Source organism: Streptomyces sp. NBC_01352 (genome assembly GCF_036237295.1).
GTDB lineage: Bacteria > Actinomycetota > Actinomycetes > Streptomycetales > Streptomycetaceae > Streptomyces > Streptomyces plumbiresistens.
Map to the genome: position 1 here is coordinate 11166574 of NZ_CP108354.1, position 16319 is coordinate 11182892.

The window sequence follows — 16319 nt, forward strand, 5'->3', positions numbered from 1 at the left end:
AGCACTTATTGAAGTACAGGCCCCTGGCAGGATTGAGAACTCCCAAGTCGCTGTCTATCTGGTCTACGCAGGTCAGCGCGGCCACACCGCCGTGGACCGGGAACTCTACGTTCCGCGCTCCTGGACTTTGGACCCCGACCGCTGCCGGGCTGCGGGCCTGGACGAGGACACCGTCTTCGCGACCAAACCGGAGCTGGCCACTCGTATGGTCGCCCGGTTCCTGGACGCCGGCCATCAGGCTGCCTGGGTGGCGGGGGACGAGGTCTACGGCGGCAACCCGAAGCTGCGAACCGCACTGGAGGAACGCGGCACCGGCTACGTCCTCGCGGTGGCCTGCTCGCACGAAGTCACCACCGGTGCGGGGAAGTTCCGTGCGGACATCTTGTCCAAGAAGGTGCCCAAGTGGGCCTGGCAGAAGCTATCGGCGGGGGCCGGGGCCAAGGGTCACCGCTTCTACAACTGGGCAGTCATCGACCTCGCCGACCCTCGCCCCGGGAGTCGTCAGCTGCTGATCCGCCGTAACCGCAGCACCGGTGAACTCGCCTACTACCGCTGCTACTCGCCCGCGTCCGTGCCGTTGGCCGTGCTGGTCAGAGTCGCTGGATCAAGATGGCGGGTGGAGGAGTTCTTCCAATCCGGAAAGGGCCTGGCCGCACTCGACGAGCACCAGGTTCGCCGCCATACCTCCTGGTCCCGCTGGGTCACCCTCGCCATGCTCGCTCACGCCTTCCTCGCCGTCGTCCGCGCCGACGAACACGCCCGCCATCCCGCCCCGGACGAGCTGATCCCGCTCACCTGCAACGAGATCCAGCGACTGTTCACGACGCTGATCGTCCGGCCCGTGCACGATGCAGCCCACCGGCTCCGCTGGTCCGCCTGGCGCCGCCGCCACCAGGCCCGAGCCCAGGCCAGCCATTACCGCCGACAAGCCGCGAATCAGACATGAAGATCACGATCTACGGCTGGAGTATTAGACGACCAGTCACACTGTCCGTGCATGGCAGAAAATCAGCGTCGGCATACCCCAGCGTGAGAGGGGACGCGAAGTGTGGAGCGCCGTGCATTGGCCGGGCGCACGGCGCAGTCCCCGTAGCCCATCCGCGCTCTACGGCTTCAGCCGCCCCTGGGCGCGGGCGTCCTCGTAGACCGGCCTGATTCCGATCCGCTGGTGGAAGGTGTCGGCGAAGGCCAGCGCCGCATTCCACGCCCAGGCGGTGCACCCGTGGCCCAGGCACTTCTGCGGGAAGTAGGGGTTGGCGGAGTCGGCGAAGAAGGCATTCGGCTCGAAGTGCCGCTGGAGCAGCCCTGTCACGAGTGCGTGGGAGTCGGAGCTGCTGTCCGGTTCTCCCCTGTCCGCAGGGCGCATTCGCGGCGTGTAGTGGACCAATTCGTTGCGCAGCTTGCGCAGGAGGTCCGCGTCGGCGTACGTCTGGGTGCGGGGATCGAGCGGGGGCTTGCGGAGGACGGCCAGCGCGAGCCGGAATTGCGTGAGCGTAGGCAGTCTCTCCGCATCTTTGGCGATGGCGGCGATGCCCTGTCGGTCGACGGGATCCAGCCCACCGCGTCCGCCAGCCATCTCCAGGTTGTCCCGGCTGACGGTGGCGTAAAACTCGTTGATCGTTGCTTTAAGGAAGGAGAAGGAGGCGATCACCGAGCCGATGGCATAGGCCATGTGCTCGCTAGGACTTCCTTCACCAGCGGCGTCGGTCTTCTCTTTGGCTTCGAAGCGTCCGCATTGCTGCGAGAGGATGCATGCGGTCAGCGCCTGGTCGAGCGAAAAGTAGTGTCAGACAGTGATCTCCACGTCGTCCATCTGCTCACGGTATGTCCCGCGCGGTCGACCCGCAGAAGCAGCGCGGCTGCCCGGCCAGTCGTGGGTCGTCAGCACGGCTGGTCGTCAGCACCGGGGTCACCCCCGAGGCATCGCACGGGTATCAGCTGACGATGATCCACACCGACCGAGCTGGAGCGCCGCTCACCCTTGCGCCGGAAGGCCCGTCGTGCGCAGCCGAGCCACCATCTGCGCCGAGGTCGCGCGGGGCGCTTGGGCCGGCATCGTCGCCAGCAGACCTTCCCAGGCGTCGGGGAGTCCCGCGTCCACGGCCGACCGGTACGCGGCGCATGCCTCGGGGGTCCGTCCCTGGCCCAGGTACAGGGCGCCGAGCGCGGTGTACCCCTCCGTGTCACCGGCTTCACAGCCGCGGACGTAGGCGCGCTCAGCTGCGGCGATGTCGCCAAGCTGCTCGCGCACACGACCCAATGCCGTCCAGGCGTCGGAGGCGCCCAAGTCGGCCGCCCGCAGCACCGCGCGCCGAGATCCCTCCCGGTCCCTGGCGCGTTCCCGCATCCGGGCAAGCGCGGACCAGGCGTCCGTTGCACCGCGCTCGGCCGCCAGGTTGGCGGCGAGCTCTGCGCCGCTCCTGTCCCCGGCATTCTCCCGGGCTCGCGCCAGCATGATCCAGGCGTCCAGGTCACCCGCGCGTGCCGCCTCCGCAGCGGCGTGCGCGGCGCCCGCGTCGTCACCGATCTCCTCCCGCGCTTCGGCCAGCGCGGTCCACGCCTCCGGATCGCCGGTGCGAGCCGCCTGGGCGGCGGCCTCCTCTGCGGCCATGCTGTCGCCGTCCGACTCGGCGAGCAGGGCCAGGTCGCGCCAGGCCGCGCCGACGCCCAGGGCCGCCGCCTCGCGATAGGCCGCAGCTGCCGCCGACCGGTCACCAGCCCTATCACGCAGCCTCGCCAGGAGGTGGCACGTCCAGGCCACCGGGAGAGCGCCACGCCTCATTCGCCGACGCCGTCCGTACCCTCCGGCACCCGCCCACCTGACCCCACGAACGCGCCCGCGCCACGCGGTGGGCCCGCAGCCTGCTGGCCGATGTCCGACCCGCACCGCCGTGACGACCGCACCCCAAATCCTGCGAGCTCTTGACGGCTGTGTGCCTCCACCTCGTCGCCTCCGGCACCCCGGACGCGCCCGCCGACAGCTAAAAACCGCCGAACGCTCCCTGGCAAAAGTCCATGTCGCGGGCCAGACTCCGGTAGGTCACGCCCATCCAGCTGTTGGGGCGCTGGGTGAGGGAGCTGGAGGCTACGTCCAGTAGGTGGCGCTGCACAGCGTCGGCTCCGCCTGTGGCCAGCAGTGATCTCAGGTAGCCGCGAATCTCGCTGATATGGCCGTTGGCCTTAAGGGCGTAAGCCTTCCGAAGACCGAAAAGCCGGAAGTGGCTGCGGCAACGAGCGGCCAGGGTGTGGTCCCAGGCCGAGGGAGGAGCGACGAAGAACTCCAGCCGTACCAATCCGTCCTCGTGGATCACCCTGGCGTCGAGCCACGGTTCGCCGTCGATGTCGTCGATGTACGGGTGGAGGGGTAGTTCGTCAGGGGTGCCGGCTCTTGTGTCGCCCTTGGCCCAATTGCAGTCGGAGCATGCCGGTATGAGGTTGAGGGGGTCCACGCACAGGGCGGGGTAGCTGTTCTTGGGCATGAAGTGGTCGAGTTGGCTGACCGTCCCGTGCCCGCACAGCGGGCATCGCTCGTTCTCTGGGGCGCTCATCAGCTCGTCGTAGATGGCGCGGCCGGGACCGCTGACCATGCCGTTCTGGTAGATCCAGGTGACGGCTTTCTCGCCTGTGCGGATCCCGGGGATCTGGAAGTCCTCGGGTTCGAGGGCGTGCAGCGTCTGCTCGACGGCTGCGGCCCGGAGTTGGTCGCCGGATGCTTCGACGGCGTCCGCGGCTGCGGCCAGGCGGGTGCGCCGTTTCTGCTCGCCCATCTCCCTGGTGCGGGAGATGCAGGTCTCGTAGGAGGTGCGGGCGTCGTAACGGGGTGGGCGCAGGGGCCACATCAGCTGTCCTCACCCGCGGACTTGTCCGCCAGCAGGATCCGGACGATCCCTTTGGCCTCGCTGCCGAGCTGGCCGCCGAAATGCTGCAGCACCTGCTCGTAGGTGTCCAGCTGGTCGACAGCCGCCTGGAGGGTCGCGAGGAAGCCGGATTGCCGAACCTCCAGGCCGAAGACCTCGTGGGTGAGGACCCCCACGTTCTCGCCGAACGTTTCGATGCTGGGGCGCTCGGCCCGGAGGCGGCCGTGCCGGATGAGCTTCCACACGGATGACCGTGGGACTTCCTGGAGGACGACAGGAGAGTGGGTGGCGATGATGGCGACGCCGTTGCGGGCGGCCAGGAGCTGGGAGAGGGTTCTGATGAAGGCGGAGAGCAGCGGCGGGTGCAGGTGGCTCTCGGGCTCGTCGAGGAGCACCAGGGTCTGTTCGGCCACGAGCTCGACAAGCCGGGTGAGGATGAGTATCACGCAGGCGTGGCCGGAGCTCAGCTCGGCGAACACCCTTTGCGGGCCCTCGTGGGTGAAGGTGTCGGGGCCGGTGCCGGCCATGTCGTCAACGAGGCCCGGAACGCTGCTTGCCGCGAAGGCGGGGTCCGTCATGAGGCCGCTGACGGCGCGGGCCCAGCGCTGTGTCCTGCCGGAGGAGTGGATGGCGGCGAGGCTGCCGGAGAACTCGGCGGCCAGGTCCGTGTGTGATTTGCGTTCGTCGTGAGCGCCGGCTCGGATGTGCAGGCCCACATACTCGAAGGAGACGAGCCCGTCCGGTCGTTGGTCTACGAGGTTCGCGAACGGGTCGAAGGCGCTGAAGCTGATGGACACTACGTTGGCCAGCATCGGCATTGACGGCGCGGCGCCCCTGGGCCAGAAACCGCTGCCGTCGTCGGCCTGGTCGACCCGGACAGCGGCCCGCGCGATCTCCCTGAGGAGGGTCGTCTTGCCCACGCCGTTGCGCCCGATCAGGACGTGGATGTTGCTGGGGGGTATGGAAAGCGGGTCGACGACGAAGTCGAGGGTCGTTCTGCTGTGTCCGTCCGGGCTTCGGGGGCCGACGTACTGGTAGTCGTAGCCCCTCCCGAGACGGGCGCCTCCTCTGGCGATGCGTCTGAACTGCTGCTCTACGGTGACCGAGGTGACGGTGCGGAGCAGGGACACGTGGGTTACCGCATGCTCCATCGCCACGGCGAAGGGGTCGGGGTCGTAAGCGATGTCACCCAGAGCGGTCAGGATAGAGATCCGGATCTCGTTGCCCAGCGCGGCGATGTTGACGTAGTACTCGTCGTCCTGACCGAGGGAGAACCACAGACGGCGGCCGTTCGCGTTCAGCGAGGAGTACCGTCCGGCGCGCAGGGCGCGCCCGCCGGGCTGCTGCTCAGTGCTGCCGATCTTGACCGTGCCGAGAAGCAGGGCCCGCCCGTGGTCCTCTGCACGGATGTAGAGCCGGTAGGTGGTGCGGTAGCCCTGATCGTGGGTGTTGACGGGCACGAGCACGAGCCCGGCTGATCCAGGAGCGGGCGGCTCTTTAGAGACCTGGACGACGTCGATGAACACGGGGCCTCCATAGACTTGCCGCACGCCCAGCTCAAGAACACTATCCCGAGCTGAGCGGTCAAGTTGAGGGCACGCACAAGCCGATGCACGCGGCCGGGTCAGCCCTGGCACGCTCCACAACCACATCCCCCGACCTCCGCGAGCTGCGGGACGGCCGCTCCACCCTGGAGGTAGACACACGATGACGACCGGGCCCGAAACAGCCGAGAACCGCCCCGGCGCGGCCTCAACGGGCCGCCCCGTGCCCCTGACACGCGCGACGCTGACGGAGCGCGGCTTCGTCGGCTTCGTGCCGTTCGCCGATCTCCCGCACAGCAACGTCCCCGCCGGGGAGGGCATCTACGTCGTGCTGCGCCCCGCCGCCTCACCCCCGGTCTTCCTCGCACGCAGTCCCGCCGGCCACCGCAAGGGCCACGACCCCTCCACGACGACCGCCACCCTGAACAGCGCCTGGGTGCCCGGCGCCACAGTGGTGTACGTCGGCAAAGCTGCTGGCCGAAAAGGGCTGAGCGAACGGCTTAACGCCTACCGCCGCCAGGGCCAGGGGCGCAACGCCGGCCACAGCGGCGGCGAGTACATCTGGCAGCTTGCCGACTCCGACACGCTGATGGTCGCCTGGCGCACCGTGGCCGAGCCGCCCGCCGGGCAGGCCGAGGCGGAGCTGATCGCGGAGTTCACCGCGCTTCACGGGGCGCTCCCCTTCGCCAACCGCAATCGGGGCCAAGTCCCTCCACGCCGCAACGAGTTCCTCCACTGAGCCCCCGGTACCGGACTGCGGCGGCTCTCGGTCAGCTCCTACGAGTTCCGCCACCGCGAGCCGTAGGACTGGCTCGCGGCGATCCGAAGCCGCCGTCCACGTGAGGCAGCGGCTCCGTGCTTCGTCAGCGCCCCCTGCCCGGTCGTGAGCGTGGCGTGTCGGCGGCGACCTTGGTGAAAGCGTGGTGGCCTCGCAGCGACTGCGAGACCTCCGAGCGGTTCGTCCCGGTCAGCCGAGGCGAAAACCAGGACTGCTTCCGGTGAGCGTCACGATCGGTCGGACGTCAGTCGAACGCGTGGACGATGGCGTCGATGATCGCGCGGATCCCTTCCCAGTCTTCGTCGCCGGCACTGTTGCCGGCCTGTGCTGCCGCTGCTTTCCGGCGGAACTGCTTCTGTGTGGCCTTCTTGTCAGCGGGAGACAGCGCACCCTGGCGGCGCCCGAGTTGGGAGACCAGGCCGCCCCAGTGGACGGGCATCAGTGTGCCGTCGCCGCGGGTCAACACGTCCCGGCCGAAGTACATCTCCAGCGCCCCAGCCGCCCCGTTCACGTCGGTCCTCGTGAGCAGGCCGGTGTCAGCGTCTACGGCAGGGTAGGCGGCTAGAAGTCCCAGTGGGGGGTAGTGCAGCACGCGGCAGGACGGGGGATGCTGACGAGCCGTTAGTTTGGCAAGCCCGTCGTGACCGGCTGTGTCGTTGTCGGCGATGGCGACGAAGCGGTTGGCGACGCCAGCGACGATGAAGGCGTTCACCGTCTTCACCAGGGCAGCGACGTTTCGTTCGGCCGGGGCAAGACGGAAGTTCATGAAGTTGACGAAGCCGACCAGATGCGGGTGGGTGACGCGCATTCCCAGCTCAAGCAGGTCCGCATCACTGCTCCCTTCGGTCAGGACGAGCAGGGAGGCGTTCTGGGCGACCTCGGCCAGTTGCTCGCTGCGGGCTTGGCTGGCGAGCGGCTGGTGCGGGTCCACGCTGATGCCCTCGCGGTCAAGTTCGGACAAGTCCAGACCAACCAGCGCCTGCGTGGGGCTGCACTCCAGCAGCACCCTCACGAGGTTGCGGATCTCCATGTGTCCACGGAGTCCATCGATGATGGTGCTCAGGTCGAGATAGCGGTCGAAGAGCTCCTTGTCGTCCCAGGAGGCGCCGTCGGAGGCGAGTAGGGCGCGAAGCTCGTCCAGGAAGGCGGCGCGGCTTGGGATGGGGTGGGGGAGCTGCTCGGCGAGCGCGCCGAGCGCGGTATCGAGGTCGGCGCGTACGCGATCGGGTGTAATGCCCAGAGCATGGAGTCGCTCAAGGAGGACGTGGGCGCTCGCGAGGTAGCCGCAGCGAATGGCTGACTCGCCGTCGGTACCGTCCAGGCAGGGCTGACGCTCCGATTCGGCGAACAGCGCCGCGACGTCGGGGAAGTAGCCGTAGCCCGCAGGCAGGAACCTGTGTTCGCCCACCATGACCCAGGAGTAGTCCGCCATAGCCTCATTCTCGCCGCTCACCGTGGTGCCGACGCTCCCAGTGCTTGCGGCTCGACACTGGAGGGTGCGCAGGGGCAGGGCCACCTGCATTGTCATAGGCCGCGGCAAGCGAGGAAGTGGTGCGGCCTGACCGGCAAACGCTCGCCCGACCGCTGCCAATTGCGTCCGTACGCAGAGGGTCCGTGCCCCGGCGGCGGTGCACCAGAGTCTCGGATCACCTGCCTGGGGCACGTTCGCCGCAGTCACACCATGGTCAGGCTCGTGTGCGCATGGTTACGCTGTCGTAATGGATCACGAGGGGGCGGCCCGGGGGCCGGGGGATTCGGTGACCAGCCGGGAGCAAGACGCGGTGCGTCTGCTGCTGCTGATCGACGGGGCGTGCGAGCCGCTGACGGCAGCGGAAAAGGCCATGCCAGCTCTGGAGCAATCCGTGGGTGTCATGCGGACGCAGGTCAAGCTACAGAAGCTGGACTTCTGGCTACGCAACCCGGACTACCTGGCCAACGAATTGCTGACCGCGTATGAGGGCGACCACGAAGAGGCACTGCTGGACATCGCCGGCCGCATCTTGGATTCCGAGGAGCCGGAGGTGCGGCGCTATCCGATGCTGCGGCATCACTTCGGCGCCTACGAGTGGCTGGACGATGCGCTGTCCGTACTGCGTAGCGCCGGGCTGCTGATCCGCAAGCGGCGAGGAACCGTCAACCGGGTGCGGCAGCACGATTACTTCCTGCTGGAACACGGCCGTCATGTGGCCCGCGAGATCATCCGCCAGGAGCCAGCATTCGACTATTACGTGCAGCGGGTTGAGCAGGTCATGCGGCTCGCAGGGGAGAAGAGCGGCACTGAGCTGAAGAAGCAGCAGTACCTGACGCGTGAGTATGCCGAGACGCCGCGGGGGAGCCGGATCGGAGCAATCAGTGAGCAGGCGCGTCGACGACTGGCGGCCTTCCGGCAGGAACTGCAAGAACAGGGACCGGGGGCAGCATGAGCACGGTGCAGTCAGAGGTTCTGCTCGAGGCGCGAATCGCGCAAAAGGCCGGCGTGGAGGTCGACCACATCCGCGACGTGTTCACCGAGTACGGGCTGCCGTTGGTCATCTCCCCGGCGCGGCCGCGGTCGCTGCACGTGCACCGGCTGCGAGTGGCAGGGGAGCGCACGGGCGACGTCCAACCGGGCCCATTCGATACCCCCCTGTCGTTCGGTCCCGGTTTGACAGCTCTCGTCGCCTCCAACTTCCGGGGTAAGACGTCCGTGCTGGAACTGCTGACGTGGTGCCTTCGCGGCACGCCGCGAAACGAGATGCAAAACCGTGTCCGCGGATGGCTGCACCACGTGGATCTCGACGCGACCGTCGCGGGCGAACCCATGGGATTTCGGATCGATCTCACCGACGGAGAGATCACCTCAGCCGTGGTCTTGACGGGCAGCGACATCGCCTCGCTGCCCGGTGTGCGCGCCCCCGACCCGGGCCGAGGCATCACGGCGCTGCTGCGGGCGTCCAGCACCGACAGCTACGCAGAGCAGATCGCCGGACTGATGCTGCGCCGGATGGACCTGCAGCCGCTGGTCAACAGCTTCAAGGAGACCAGCACCCAGACCCATGGCTGGCCCGCCTACTTCGGAGCCGTCTACCTTCCGGCCGGCGGGGACAAGGCCTTGCTGGGAGAGGTCACCTCCAACGGCCTGCCGGGACGTCTGATGCAGGTGTTCCTCGACCTACCCGCTGCGGCTGCGCTCACCCGCGTGAAGACCGTTCACGACGTGCGGGCCGCCGAGGACAAGGCACGCCGTACGGCGGCGGCCGCCGAAGCGGCGGAACGGACCTCGGAGCGCGAACGCCTCGAAGCGGACCTCGCGCGTGCCCACGAGCAACTGGCGCGCCTGCTGCCCGATGACGGTGAGGATGCGTCGCTGGTCGACCTCGCCAAAGACGCCGTACAACTGGCCCGTGCCTTGGCCGACGCACAAGACGAGTGGGACGAGGCCTCCCGGGTTTTCCGCCGGGCCCGCACCGAGCGTCAGCAGGCTGCCAAGCTCCTCAACGACGTCACCGAGAGCGCCACCGCACGTCGGCTCTTCCACGGGCTGAACCCGGCCAACTGCCCGCGCTGCGACAAGGACATCGACGACGCGCGCCGAAACCAGGAACAGCACGCCGGCACCTGCGCAGTGTGTGCGCGGGAGGTCAGCGGCGACGATGAAGAGCCGCAGGAAATCACCGCAGAGGCGCAGGATCGGCTGGAGACGAGCGCCACCGTCGAGGCAGCAGCCAAAGACAATCTGGAACGAGCCGAGGCTGACGTCGACCGCTTGACCCAGCAACTGGAGGCCGCTCAGGGACAGCTTCGGCGCGCTCAGTCCGCTGCCGACTTGCCTGCGCGTCTTGCCGCGCAGGAGAACGTGCTGCGGCTGGAAGGCGCGCTCAGCGTATTCCGTGAGCCGGAGACGCCGGCCACGGATGCGGCTGAGGCGAAGACCATCAACATTCTGGCAGCTGCCGCCGATCTGCTGGAGCAGGACAGCAAGGCTGCTGCCGATGCGCTGTTCCGCGAAGTCAACAAGGAAATCGCCGATCTGGCGACCTCATTTGGTGTCCCCTCGCTGCAGTCGGTGTCGATCGACCGCGGCGCCCGCTTGAGGATCTACCCCTTGGGCAGCAAGCAGGAGTGGTTCAAGGACCAGACGGCTGGCGCGCGTCTGCGGCTACGCATCGCGGTCGTCATCGCCCTGCTGCGCGTCGGCCGCCGCTACGGCGTATCCACGCATCCCGGACTGCTGTTGATTGACAGCCCCAAGTCCGAGGAGATGCAATCCGCCGACGCCCGTAAGCTCTTCACGGAACTGGCCACCGTTGCCGCCGAGAGCGACCTGCAGGTGGTCATCACCACTGCAGACTTCGATCTCGCCGTCGCCACGCTCCCTGCGGACACCATCCGGCAGGCCGAGGCCGGTGCCTCCTTGTGGTGATGCCACGCCCGATACCAGGCAAGAAGGGACGGCTGCCATGCCGCAACTCGCCGACCGGCTCACCGAACTGGCCGCAGACGGCCAGGCCATAACTTTCCTTGCCATCGGACTCAGCCCCGACACGGTCGCCAGCGAGGCCGGCGATGTCGCCGCCGGCCCCTTCGCCCCCTACCTCGCCGAGGCTGTCGCCGACGCATACGACCGCAGCGACACCCAGTGGCAGCCCGCAGCCACCGCATTCCCCAAAGGGCTGGCCTCGCAGCCCAGTGTCCTGCACCTCTCTGCATCCATGGACGCCCTGCTGCACAGCCCCACGGCCGCCAAGGCACTGGGCAAGCCCCTGACTACTGCCCTGCTGAACGACCTGCTCGAACAGATCGAACGCGCCCCGCTTCTGGCCGCAGCCCGTCTTGAGGGCGCCGTCCGCCTGGCCGTGGCCGATGCGGTCACCCCCTTCAAGGTGTGGCAAGCCCTCGAAGACGTGCCGAGCGACGGACCCGAAGACTTCCTCGAACGTCTCCCGCGCCTACTCGGCCTGACCCTCGACCGATGGTCAGATGAGGACACGATCGCCGACACAGTGCGCAATCTGCTGCAGCAGCTCACCCACGACGAAGCCGCCGACGTGGACGCCATGTTCGAACTCGGCTGCGACCTGCTGCGACGTGCCCTGACCTCCCAGGACTTGGGTGCCATCACCAGTCACCTCGTGCTGGCCCGCAAACAGTTCGAGACCGCTGCGCAGGCTGAAGAGGCCCGTGACGACGCCCGCACCTACGCCGCCGTCTGTGACGCCATCCTGGCCTTCAGCCGGCACGACGCAGAGACCATCACGCGTGCAGCCGATGAGATCGCCGACGCCCTGGACCAGCGCGAAGCCTGGCTCCACCGCACATACCAGGCCTCCTGGCTGCAGCCACGCCGCTCGGCAGAGATCGCCTGGCAACGCCTCATCCTGCAGCTGCGTGCCGCCGCAACGGCTCTCCAGGAGGACGCCTGGATGGACGCCTGGCAAGCACTGGACACCGTACTCAGCGCCTACAGCGCTGCCCGCACCGTCTGCCCCTTGGCCGGCGACACCAGCCAGGGCATGGTCCATCTGGTCCAGCCGGCGATTGAAGACCGCTTCCTGCGACAGCAGGCCTTCCTGGCCCAGCTGCGCCGAGCCGCTCAAGAATCAGATCAGCACGCCGTACGAGGCTTCGACGCCGCCACCGCCAGCGCCCTGCTTCAGGCTGTCGAAGCCGCCGCCCAGCGCGAACCTGAGGCCGCGGCCCCTTCGCCGGGCGGTGGTGGGAGCGATGACGACGACCCTGGCGGAGCGGCGATGACCCGCTTGCAGCGACTGGCACCGACTCTGCTGCTTCTGTTGGGAGATCGGGCCATCAGCATCGGTATCGCACTGGACGACCAGCAGCTGCTCCTCCTCGAAGGCCTCGCTTTCGACAGCGACGTCTCCCGCCTCAAGGCCACTGATCCCCTCATTGTGCCCAAGCTGGATGAGCTCATGACCGAACTGTCCGCTCACTCCACGTTCACGGGGGAGGTGCGCAGAACGTTTTCAGCGCTGGTCGAGCAGACACTCCTTTTCCTCAAGAGCCGCTCCGATCTCACACGCAGCAACCTCCTCGGCACAACCAAGAAGGACGAACCGCCGCCCTTCGACTACCGGCGCAAACCTGAGGGGAAGGGCGCGCGGAAAGCGGTCGAGGCCGACCTGCAACGCGACTTCCACCAGTGGCTCCATGCAGGTCCTCTGCACAACGTCGTCCTCGTCGAGCCTGTCGATGTTGGCATGGGCCGCGCAGACGTCATGGCGCATTTCGGTGCCCTTCGCTACCTGACTGAGATCAAACAGGACGGCTCCGACAACGACCGCATGTACCTCGAAGGCCGCTACCTCGCCCAAGCCGCCGAGTACAGCAACACCAACGCCCCTTTCGGGCAGCTCCTCGTCCTCGATCTCACGCCGAAGAGCGACACTCAAGGCAACATGCGCGTCGACGAGGCTGTGTGGACCACCCTCCACCGGCCCAAGGGAACGACCACCGACCGGGCGGTGGTCGTCGGCATCGTCGCAGGCAATCGGGTGACGCCCTCTGCCTACTCCCGCAAGTGACTGGCGGACGATGCGGCGGTGGGCGTGCCAGAAACACTGTCGCCGCGAGACATGATCGTCAGCGTTTGATTCGTCCTCGGACGGCGAGGACAGCGAGTGCGAGAAGGACCGGCTCCAGGAGGCGGGAGCCCATCTCGATGTAGGTACCGGTGGTGGTGAGGTCCTGGCCGCTGGAGCGGAAGATCACGGAGTTGAGGGTGACGTTGAGTGCCTTCTCGAACCGCTTGCCGGTGAACCGGTCGTGCGTGGGGTTTTGCGGGTCGTCCTTGTCGATGGTGAAGGTGACATGGCCGCCACCGGCCGGCACGTTACCGCTCGCTTCTTGCCTGGGGGAGTTCTGCGGAAGACCGAGTCCCATGAGCAGCAGAACGGTCGTGATCATCGCGGCGGTCAGCCACCCCGCAGCACGGGAGGCGCGCAGGCCATAGCCGGAAAGGAGCCAGTAGACGTGCAGCAGGCCGCGTTCGGAGCGGGATGTGGTGTCACGGTCGTGTCGCCGCATCTCCATCTCGCCGTAGTAGAAGTCCGCGGCTCCGGGTTCGTTCTTGCCGTCCTCGAATGCCTTGCGCAACTGCCGGTACACCGCAGTTACGTCGTCAGGACCCGGTGTGCGTGCGGGATCGTCGTGGTTGGGCCCGGTGCGCCACATGGTTTTTGCGGCGCCGTCAGGGTTGGGTGCCTGTTTTGGGTCCAGGGCGCGCCAATGATGTTCCTCGGCCACGGTGCGTCTCTGTGACCAGCGCACCGGACAGATAAGGAAGCGTGGGCGGACGCCTTTGGGTACCTTCGCGAAGGTGATCCGGCCCTCGATCCGGATCTGGTCGAGGTGGAAGGCGCCCCTGAACTGGCAGTTGCTGAGATCCGTGTCGGTGAGGACCAGGTGGGCGGCGTCCACGCCGCGTACCGAGACCACTTGGACGGCCTCATCCCGGCTGCTCAGCAGGCTTTCGTCCACTGCGCGTCCGCTGTGCGTCGTGAAGGGCACGGGGTGAGCGGTCACGTCGAGAGGGGCAGACAGCACCGCACCCGTGAGATCTACGCGGGCGTATCGCACCTGGAGCGTCGCCGTGGATTCCCACTGCGTGCGCGCGCACTTCAGCTCGCCACACGCGATCTGCAGTGTCATAGGGAGCGTGAAGATCGCTCCGGACAGATCGAGCGTGCGCGCACACACGAGGGCCCCGATCTGGGAGGCATCGTTGAACCGAGCGCCGGCGAAGGAGGCGTGGTCGGCGAATCGGGTTTGGTCGAACCGGGCCATGCCGTCGAACCGGGCTCCCTTGAAGCTGGCTGCGCCACCGAAGAGAACCTGATCAAAACTGGCCTTGTGGTGAAAAAGCCCCTGATCGAAACGAGCCTCGCCGTCGATCTTCGCCTCGTCGAACAGGGCAGGCTCGTGGAACTGGGTGTCTGGAAAGCGAACTTGCTGGCTAAATTCCGCTCTCTCGAACCAGACGGCAGCGCCGAAGTCCGCCTTGTCGAACCACGCATCTCCGGCGAAGCGAGCATCCGTGAAAGAGGCTTCTGCGTCGAACTGGGCGTCCTCGAAGTGCACCCCGTGCTCGAAGCTCACTTGATCGAAATGGGCTTTTCCGGCGAAATGGGCTCCGCGGAATCGGGTAGGTCCGCCGAATTTCACAAATTTGAACTGTGCCGCGCCACTGAATTTCGCCTTGCTGAACCATGCCTTTCCCGCGAATGATGCTTCGGCGAAAGGTGCAGCTCCCTGAAAGTGCGCCTCCTCGAACACTGCGTCGCCCAGGACGGCATGACCCATTGAGTCAGACAGCGCATCAAGGAGTTCACGCAAGAGTGGGTCGCTGAATTTCACGCCTCTGCAGTCGATGTCCGCGCCGGGAGACAAACTGTCCAGGTATTCAGCGCGCCGGTTGTTTTCCAGATGGGCAAGGCATCTGCTGTACGAGGGAACAGCGGTACCAGCGCAGGCGCCTGGGGCGGCAACTGAGGAAAAATCGCAGACAACTCTTGGACTGTACGTCACTCTGGCTATTCTCCTCGGCCGGACCTGCGCGCCCTCTCGTTGCCGCGCCCGAGCTCCTGTGGCTGGCGGCCAGGAGGGCGGGCATACTGGTGGTGGACGCTTTTGCGTACAGGTGCGGAAGGCCCCGGCAATCCCGCCGGGGCCTCGCTGCGTTCGGAGCTGGTTCAGGCGACTGCGTGGAGGCCGCCCTTGCCGGGCTTGGGCGGGCGTTTGGCGTAGCCGGGGACCTTGATCGGTGGGGGGCCGCCGATGGCGAGCTGCTGGGTCATGGACTTCTCCAGCTCGGTCTGTGACTCGTAGCCGGCGACGGCGGGGTTGAGGGCGTAGCGGTGGCCGCGGCCGCCTCCGGAGCGCAGGACGATGCCGCGTTCGACGAGGAGGCCCATGGCGCGGCTCATGGAGGCCTGGCCGACGCCGAGGATCTCGTCGATCTCGGACTGCTTCATCCCGACGTTCCCGCCCGGGTCCTGGTGCTCGACCATCACCGAGAGGACGTCGATCGCCGTGGGGGTGAGCTGCAGCTGGTGCAGCATGCCCAGCAGTCCGGTGGTGTTGAACAGCATGGCGAGGATCCCTTCGGTCAGCCGACCTCAGACCTGGGGAACAGGCTGAGCTCGGGTGCGAGTTCGTCGGGGAACTTGGAGTCCAGTGCGAGTGCCCGCAGCTCGGCCAGGAAGTCGTGCTGCTCCTGGCCGTTCCCGTTATACGCGACGCGGGGGTTGAGCTGGTAGGAGGACCTCTTGACCTTGCGGACGAGGTTCTTCTCGCACAGCGCGTCCAGGGCGTGGCCGATGCTGGTGCGCTTGACGCCGATCTCTTCGGCGAGTTCGGCGTGGGTGGCCTCGATCTTGCCCTTCTTCTGCCTGCCGATCATGTTCGACAGCACGGCGGCCTGCAGCTTGCTGATGATGTTGTGCATCAGGCAGTAGGGCAGGACGCGGCGCAGGAAGTAGTTGCTGACGAGGGAGTACCCGTTGGAGCCGAGCATGTCGTGCGGGGGCCGGCGGTAGACGACGGTCTTGACCTCGTGGACCGGGCCCTTGCCGAACTGTTCGGCGATCCGCCGGGCAAGGTCTGTGCCGTCGTCGGCCCCAACAGCTCTGAAGGCCTTGGGCTGTTGGCCGGGTGGTCCTGCGCGGCGCCCGCGCAGCGGCCGTGCCGCTTCTCCCATGGTGATGATCCTTTCGCATACAGGTGATCGGCACTGTACGGCAAAACTTGCGGGCAGCCGCATGTTACGCGCCGGAAAGTTGCTGACTGCCGCAAGTTTGTGTCGGCCGGCACCGGCATTGGCGTCGTGCGGGTGTGCGGTCCAGTGGCCGGGCTGTAGACGAGGAGCAGTGTGTGGTGCCGCACGAGATTGGTTCCGCGCCCGCGATCACTCGGCCGGCCCGATGGAGGACATCGTGAAACCGGCCTGCTGAGTCATCACACGTGGTGGTTGAGGAGCCAGCTCACCCAGGCGCGTACGGCACCTGCGACAGCTGCGGCGGCGATGCGGCTGAGGGCCGGGAGGAGGTGGTCGCTGCTGGAACGACGCGCGGTGGTGGACGGGTGGTGGGGCATGGGGACCTCCGTGGGTGTGGCCGGCCGCTCGGTGGGGCCGGGGTGCCTCCA

13 protein-coding genes and 1 pseudogene are annotated in these 16319 nt (G+C 67.3%); 5 read left to right on the top strand and 9 right to left on the bottom strand.

The window, feature by feature from the left end; genetic code table 11:
- Window positions 1-25: 25 nt before the first annotated feature.
- Window positions 26-946: pseudogene (locus OG252_RS51495) on the top strand (IS701 family transposase); the annotation flags it as partial.
- A gap of 159 nt (window positions 947-1105) precedes the next feature.
- Here the strand turns inward: OG252_RS51495 and OG252_RS51500 are convergent.
- From OG252_RS51500 to OG252_RS51515, 4 genes are all read right to left on the bottom strand, one after another.
- Window positions 1106-1672: a hypothetical protein gene (locus OG252_RS51500; RefSeq protein WP_329344998.1), complete on the bottom strand. Its 567-nt coding sequence runs from the start codon at window positions 1670-1672 to the stop codon at window positions 1106-1108.
- 303 nt (window positions 1673-1975) lie between these two features.
- Complete coding sequence (locus OG252_RS51505) at window positions 1976-2761, bottom strand: hypothetical protein (protein WP_329344999.1); 786 nt, start codon at window positions 2759-2761, stop codon at window positions 1976-1978.
- Window positions 2762-2981: 220 nt separating this feature from the next.
- Window positions 2982-3839, bottom strand: a complete 858-nt coding sequence (locus OG252_RS51510; protein ID WP_329345000.1) for a hypothetical protein — start codon at window positions 3837-3839, stop codon at window positions 2982-2984.
- Window positions 3839-5383 (bottom strand): AAA family ATPase, encoded by a 1545-nt coding sequence (locus OG252_RS51515; protein ID WP_329345001.1) that lies wholly within the window; start codon window positions 5381-5383, stop codon window positions 3839-3841. Before OG252_RS51515 ends, OG252_RS51510 begins: the two co-directional genes overlap by 1 nt.
- Window positions 5384-5564: 181 nt before the next feature.
- Between OG252_RS51515 and OG252_RS51520 the strand changes: the two genes are divergently transcribed.
- Window positions 5565-6140: a hypothetical protein gene (locus OG252_RS51520; RefSeq protein WP_329345002.1), complete on the top strand. Its 576-nt coding sequence runs from the start codon at window positions 5565-5567 to the stop codon at window positions 6138-6140.
- Between the two features lie 283 nt (window positions 6141-6423).
- Here OG252_RS51520 and OG252_RS51525 read toward each other — a convergent pair whose 3' ends face one another.
- Window positions 6424-7611: a hypothetical protein gene (locus OG252_RS51525; protein WP_329345003.1), complete on the bottom strand. Its 1188-nt coding sequence runs from the start codon at window positions 7609-7611 to the stop codon at window positions 6424-6426.
- A 286-nt stretch (window positions 7612-7897) separates the two neighbouring features.
- Here OG252_RS51525 and OG252_RS51530 point away from each other — a divergent pair, with 286 nt between their 5' ends.
- The 3 genes from OG252_RS51530 to OG252_RS51540 are packed head-to-tail and all read left to right on the top strand — an operon-like array spanning window position 7898 to window position 12700.
- Window positions 7898-8602 carry a hypothetical protein gene (locus OG252_RS51530; protein WP_329345004.1) on the top strand — a complete coding sequence of 235 codons (705 nt, stop codon included), beginning with the start codon at window positions 7898-7900 and terminating at the stop codon, window positions 8600-8602.
- Window positions 8599-10581 carry a hypothetical protein gene (locus OG252_RS51535; RefSeq protein WP_329345005.1) on the top strand — a complete coding sequence of 661 codons (1983 nt, stop codon included), beginning with the start codon at window positions 8599-8601 and terminating at the stop codon, window positions 10579-10581. Before OG252_RS51530 ends, OG252_RS51535 begins: the two co-directional genes overlap by 4 nt.
- Window positions 10582-10618: 37 nt before the next feature.
- Window positions 10619-12700, top strand: coding sequence for a hypothetical protein (locus OG252_RS51540; protein ID WP_329345006.1), 2082 nt, complete (start codon window positions 10619-10621; stop codon window positions 12698-12700).
- Between the two features lie 58 nt (window positions 12701-12758).
- Here OG252_RS51540 and OG252_RS51545 read toward each other — a convergent pair whose 3' ends face one another.
- The 4 genes from OG252_RS51545 to OG252_RS51560 form a co-directional block, all read right to left on the bottom strand.
- Entirely contained in the window at window positions 12759-14531 is a 1773-nt protein-coding gene (locus OG252_RS51545; protein ID WP_329345007.1) for a pentapeptide repeat-containing protein, read from the bottom strand.
- Window positions 14532-14866: 335 nt separating this feature from the next.
- On the bottom strand, window positions 14867-15265 hold the full coding sequence (locus OG252_RS51550) for a winged helix-turn-helix domain-containing protein (RefSeq protein WP_329345008.1): 399 nt from the start codon (window positions 15263-15265) through the stop codon (window positions 14867-14869).
- A gap of 17 nt (window positions 15266-15282) precedes the next feature.
- Window positions 15283-15873, bottom strand: a complete 591-nt coding sequence (locus OG252_RS51555) for a replication/maintenance protein RepL (protein ID WP_329345009.1) — start codon at window positions 15871-15873, stop codon at window positions 15283-15285.
- 257 nt (window positions 15874-16130) lie between these two features.
- Window positions 16131-16268, bottom strand: a complete 138-nt coding sequence (locus tag OG252_RS51560) for a hypothetical protein (RefSeq protein WP_329345010.1) — start codon at window positions 16266-16268, stop codon at window positions 16131-16133.
- Window positions 16269-16319: the final 51 nt, after the last annotated feature.